The following is a 5,487-nucleotide window of genomic DNA, read 5'->3' as shown; positions in this document are numbered from 1 at the left end:
GGATAAAGGATAACGGGAGTTCTGGCTGAGCTTTGTCTATTTATCCCTTCGCACACCCTTCAATGGGGTTTGGTTCGCCTTTTGATCAATGAACCGGCCGGTCCCGAAATCCCGTTTTACCCAACGTTCCGTTTTGGGATTATACGCTTAGGAGCGTTCGCGTATTGATCCATGCCGAGGCCCATCTCCCTTTGGTGGATTCGTTGCCATGAATTTTTCATCTCCTTTTTAGTTGACAAAATATCATAATATGTGTTATTTGTCAACTGGTAAATTGAGAGGAAAAAGGAGGGGAGGATCATGATTGGCGATCGCTTAAGACAAGCTCGCATTTCAGCAGGTCTTTCTTTAAGGCAACTTGCTGAAAAGACTGACAATTATATTAGCGCTCAGGTGATTCATAAATACGAAGCCGGGAAATCAAACCCAGGTTCAGATGTTTTGATTAAACTGGCAAAAGCTTTGGACGTTAAAGTTGAGTATTTCTTCCGCCCCGATTCTGTTCAAGTGACGCTTGGCCAACCGGCATACCGAAAACGTCTTGCTGCTTCCTCAAAAAATCTTCAAGCGATGCGAGCGAAGGCGAAAGATTGGGTGGAAAGGTATTTAGAAGTTGAATCGCTATTCCCGGATAATAGATTCCCTAAAATCAAGCTCCCGCATGATAAAGACCTCATAATCGAAGGCATGGATGATGTTGAAAATCTCGCTAACTCCCTGCGCAAATTGTGGAGTCTTGGAGTCGATCCGATCGAAAATCTTACGGAAACCCTGGAAGATCAGGGAGTAAAAATCGTTATCCTTGAAGGAGAGAAAGAGTTTGACGGCCTTTCCTGTTGGGCGAATGAGAAAATTCCTGTCATTTTAATCAAGGGTGGACTTCCGGGGGATCGACAACGGTCTAATTTGGCCCATGAACTGGGGCATTTGATCATGAAAGTTTCCCCGGAAATCAATGAAGAAAAGGCGGCATACCGGTTTTCGGGTGCTTTTCTCGTGCCGGCGCAAATGGTCTATCAGGAGCTTGGGAAACAAAGGAATAAGATCGACATTGGGGAATTACACATGCTGAAGAAAAAATACGGCATGAGTATGCAGCAATGGATTTATCGAGCGAAAGATCTTTCCATTATTTCGGAAAGCCAGGCATCAGAGCTATTCCGCCTTTTTCGTGCAAGAGGTTGGAATCGGATCGAGGCTGGAGACCAGGTTTCCCATGAAAAACCAGGGCGCTTTAAAAGGCTGCTTTTGCAGGCGGTGACAGAACGGTTAGTTTCTCCTGTTCGGGCAGCGGAGATTCTCGGCAAGTCCTTTGAGGAATTCCGGAAATCCTTGCAGGTGGAATTTGCCTAAGAAAAAAATCGTCCTCGATACCACCATTTGCATCGACCTTTTTCATGGACACCTTCTGAAAAAGACAACAGAACTGCCTTATGAATTTCTTTTGGCAGATGTTATCGTTGAAGAGTTGATCAATCCACCTGGAGAGGTATTTATCCATTCCGGATTCTCAATCTCACAAATTGGCGAAGAGGCTATTGGAGAGATTTTTAGGCTTAGAGCGCATTACCCAAAGCCTTCAACGAATGATCTATTTGCCCTTTTATTGGCTAAAATCAATTCCTGCCCGCTAGTAACCGGTGATGATGCCCTTAGAAAAGCGGCAAATGAGGAAGGGGTTCCGGTGAATGGATTGCTTTGGTTTCTTGACAGACTTGTCCAGCATGAGATTTTGACCGCAAAAGAAGCAGCAGGCGCTCTGAAAGAAATATTGGCGCAGGGTAGTTGGCTGCCCAAAAAAGAATGTGAAGCTCGTTTAAAAAAGTGGAGCGGTTAATCAATTCCGTTCAAGGGGCAATAACCCCAGTGAAAAAAGGGGCGCTGGCATTTGGAAAATCCCCAACGCCCAAATGATTATCCATGGACCATCCCCAAGACCATTCCCCCCACCTTCTGCAGCCGGTAACTCGCCTCTGCCGGTAACCCCTCAAACTGTGCCGCCCCGGAAGAGAGAATTGCATAGCGCATGGAGCGTGGCGCATAGCGTAACAACTTTCTTTCTCCCCCAGCTGGAATTGCTTGTTGAAACTCTCGATGGTCATGAGAGGGTTCTCTACCGGGGTCTGCATGGAAATCCTGAACTGGCTCTTTTGTTGGCCAAGCTCGAACGAAACTCTTTCCAGGACCTTTGGGAATTCCCCCAGTATCATCAGAGAAATATGACGGTAGGAAGCGGAAACCTCGGTCTTAGAGATCATTCCATTCGTGCAGACAGGGAATTCATTCATGATCTTGCAGGATACATGACGATAGGAAACCGGGATATTTCTTTTTGGCTGGAATTTTGGATGCGGGCTAAAGAAGGGAACTTGTTATCCCGTCAGCATCAAAAAATCTGCTGCCGGGATTTTAAAGCAATTTCCAGGGAAAGCTCCTGCCCTTTCATGACGGGGGGAAATTTGATAGAAGGGAACTCCCAATTTCCCCGCAAAAAATTTCCCCGATGGGCTGACCGCCTCATCCCTTTCCTTGGCTTCAAACAGCGCCACGGGGCGATTATCTTTTATCAATACGAAATCCACCTCCCTCTTTTCCTTATCCCGGATATACATCAACTCAAAAAAGCCCAGGCCCGTCTCCGAAAACCGGGCGCTCATCCTAAGGAGAGTTACCGCCAACATATTCTCAAAGCGCTTTCCGGGATCTTCCAAAAAAGACCAGTCGAAAAAGAACAGTTTTTTCTCTTTTTTTATCGAACGCAAGATATTGCGATGCCAGGGACGAATGGTAAAAATCAAATAAAGCTTGCTTAACATTTCAATCCAGGTGGTTATGGTTCCATGATGATACCCCAAATACTCCCTCAGGGAATTGATGCTCAAGGGGGCGCCTACTCTCGAGGGGAGTATTTCAATCAAATGCTCCAATCCTTTCAGCTCGGAGACACGAGAAAGATCCCGCACATCTTCTTTGGTCAACAGGGTTTTGTATTCCTCATGCCACCTGCGGTGGAACCGGGGGGATCCCTTCAGAAAAGGCTCCGGAAAGCCACCGAAGGCGTAGAGGAGGTCAAATTTTTCCTCCGTCTTATCACGATGCGCCTTTTCGGCGAAGCGAGTCAGGGTTTCGCCGCTGGAAAAAGGGGAATCTTCATTCAGGACAAAAGAAAATACCCCCGTGGCCTCGGGAAGAGAAAGGGGAAACATCTGGAAGGAAAAGTATCGGCCCACGAGGGAATCCCCGGATTTTCGATAAACCCCAAGCCTGGCGCTGCCTGTCACGAGTAACCGTATTTTTCCTCTGGCGGGGTCGTGAACCCCTTTAAGGATATTCTTCCAGTTCTTATGCTTATGGATCTCATCGAACACCATCGGGACCGGCTTTCCCTGAAATCTGGAAAGGATGATATTGTTGAAATACAGGGGATTCCGATGGTATTCGCTCCTGACGATGGGATCATCCCAGTCAAAATAAGTCCCTTCGACTCCCATCGAAGCGAGCCAATTCAAGGCAAAGGTCGTTTTGCCCACCTGGCGGGGACCCGAAAGAAATATCATTTTCCCCTCGGTGATTTCAGGGTCAAAGATATAATGTCCCACGAGTCTTTCCATGTCGACTTTTTTCCAGGATCGTGGAAAAGGGTCGACATTTATATGAAGAGGTTGGAATTTGGCCATGGATGAGATTCAGGGAACACTACTAATCGTCGGAAGGCAATCGGTGGGGATATGAAGAAAAGTTGTTGGTGCGAGAGAGGGGAGTCGAACCCCTAAAGGTTTCCCCACTGGATCCTAAGTCCAGCGCGTCTGCCAGTTCCGCCACTCTCGCACAATTTAATTATAGGACGCAGATTTACGCAGATGAACGCAGATATATATTTATTATAGCATTTTTTGTCTGTTTTGTTTTACGCTCCACACTCGGCATTCCGCATTCCGAACTCCGCATTCAAATCATTTCCCTTTCCATTGCGGGTCACGTTTCTGGAGGAAGGCGGAGATGCCTTCCTGGGCATCCTCGGTCATGGCGTTCAAGGACATCATCTCCTTGGCGTAATTGTAGGCCCGTGCTTCATCCGTCTCAATTTGGCTATAAAAGGACTTCTTTCCCAAGGCCAGGATCAGCGGGCTGGCCTGAGCGATATGTTTGGCCAGGCTGAGAGTCTCTTCGGCGAGACGGTCAGCCGGGACAACTTTGTTGATTAACCCATACCGTTCTGCTTCATCCGCGGAGATTGGCCGGCCAGTCAAGAGCATTTCCAGCGCTCGCTTGCGACCCACCGCTCGGGTAAGCGGGACTTGAGGAGTATGGCAGAAAAGACCGATGCGCACTCCCGGGGTTGCGAACCGAGCTCCTTCCTCGGCTATGGCTAAGTCGCAAGTTGCTACCAGTTGACATCCCGCAGCCGTAGCCATTCCCTGAACCTGGGCGATCACCGGCTGGGGGAGGTCCCGGATCGCTTGCATCATCTCCGTACAGGCATCGAATACGCAGCGGTAAGAAACCACACTTCCTTCCAGCATCTCGGAAAGGTCATGGCCGGAAGAAAATACTGAACCCTCGCCCCTGATGATCACCACTCTTACTTCCGGATTCTTTTTAATGGTTTTTAATAGATCGATCATTTCGGCCATCAGGTTCATGGAGAGGGCATTTCTTTTTTCCGGCCGGTTCAGCGTAATGAACCCGATGCCTTCTCCGCTCTGGAATCGGATATCCCGGTAATTCAAATGGGCCTCCTGAGAGGGGCGTTTTCTCGTTTCAATCGCTTGCGGTTATACCCTTTTTTACCCTTGGGGGTCGAATGGAACCGCGTTGGCTTGGGTGTCGGAATTCTGACTTTCAATTTGGGCTTGGCTTTTGCCGGCATCGGTCCTCACGCCGCTTTCTTGGTCAGGCGTTTTAGCTTTTTGATTTTTTCCCTGACTTTGGCCAGAGCATTTTTGTTATTTTCCTGGAGGAATTTTCCCCGCTCGGTTTTCAGCAGACGAATTTGCTTTTTTAATTCTTTTTTGTCGACTTGGACCTTTACCACCTTCTTTTTTTTCTTCGCTTCTTTTACGACCTCGCCTCGGGCTTTATGGATGGCCAGGAGGAGTTCTTCTTCCTTCATGGCGTGCACGCCCGTGATGTCAGGGTAATTTTTAAGAATAAATTCCCTCAATTCCGTAGCCGTCATCTTCTCCAGATCTTTTTCTTCCATCGATGGCGCCTCCTTTTTAATAGGTTCCAGAAGTCGACCGAAGTCGACCGCATCACCTGGGATTTTTTTATCTTAATTTCACGGGTTTGTCAATTCAAAAGTCTATTAAAACAGGGTTTGAGAGGTTAAGGGTTCTGAGGAGGGACAAAAAAATGTCCAGGAACCCTTGAATCGTAGGGCCCTTGAACCCTTGACCCCTGATTTTTTCAAATTTAGAAAATTATCTTGCCCCTTTCCTAAAAATCAGTATTATATGGCAAGCATAAAGGAAAAAGAAATCTCAA

6 protein-coding genes and 1 tRNA gene are annotated in these 5,487 nt (G+C 47.5%); 2 read left to right on the top strand and 5 right to left on the bottom strand.

Features of this window, described 5'->3' with window-relative positions:
- Nucleotides 1–300 precede the first annotated feature (300 nt).
- Nucleotides 301–1,353 carry an XRE family transcriptional regulator gene (locus Q7V48_14740; protein ID MDO9211983.1) on the top strand — a complete coding sequence of 351 codons (1,053 nt, stop codon included), beginning with the start codon at nucleotides 301–303 and terminating at the stop codon, nucleotides 1,351–1,353.
- On the top strand, nucleotides 1,346–1,837 hold the full coding sequence (locus Q7V48_14735; protein MDO9211982.1) for a DUF3368 domain-containing protein: 492 nt from the start codon (nucleotides 1,346–1,348) through the stop codon (nucleotides 1,835–1,837). The genes Q7V48_14740 and Q7V48_14735 overlap by 8 nt, the downstream gene beginning before the upstream one ends.
- 77 nt (nucleotides 1,838–1,914) lie before the next feature.
- Here the strand turns inward: Q7V48_14735 and Q7V48_14730 are convergent, their stop codons facing one another.
- From Q7V48_14730 to Q7V48_14710, 5 genes are all read right to left on the bottom strand, one after another.
- Complete coding sequence (locus tag Q7V48_14730) at nucleotides 1,915–2,052, bottom strand: hypothetical protein (GenBank protein ID MDO9211981.1); 138 nt, start codon at nucleotides 2,050–2,052, stop codon at nucleotides 1,915–1,917.
- A gap of 320 nt (nucleotides 2,053–2,372) precedes the next feature.
- Nucleotides 2,373–3,611, bottom strand: coding sequence for an ATP-binding protein (locus tag Q7V48_14725; GenBank protein ID MDO9211980.1), 1,239 nt, complete (start codon nucleotides 3,609–3,611; stop codon nucleotides 2,373–2,375).
- Between the two features lie 132 nt (nucleotides 3,612–3,743).
- Nucleotides 3,744–3,828 (bottom strand) — tRNA-Leu (locus Q7V48_14720).
- A 125-nt stretch (nucleotides 3,829–3,953) separates the two neighbouring features.
- A complete protein-coding gene (locus tag Q7V48_14715) occupies nucleotides 3,954–4,730 on the bottom strand; it encodes an enoyl-CoA hydratase (protein MDO9211979.1) in 777 nt (258 codons plus the stop codon).
- A 146-nt stretch (nucleotides 4,731–4,876) separates the two neighbouring features.
- The gene (locus tag Q7V48_14710) at nucleotides 4,877–5,203 is read right to left on the bottom strand and encodes a hypothetical protein (GenBank protein ID MDO9211978.1); all 327 of its coding nucleotides are present in this window, start codon (nucleotides 5,201–5,203) and stop codon (nucleotides 4,877–4,879) included.
- Nucleotides 5,204–5,487 lie beyond the last annotated feature (284 nt).

The sequence above is a fragment of the Deltaproteobacteria bacterium genome, from assembly GCA_030654105.1.
In the GTDB taxonomy this organism is placed as follows: domain Bacteria; phylum Desulfobacterota; class SM23-61; order SM23-61; family SM23-61; genus JAHJQK01.
The sequence above is the reverse complement of the archived record's forward strand: the minus strand, read 5'-3'. Positions and strand labels throughout refer to the sequence as shown.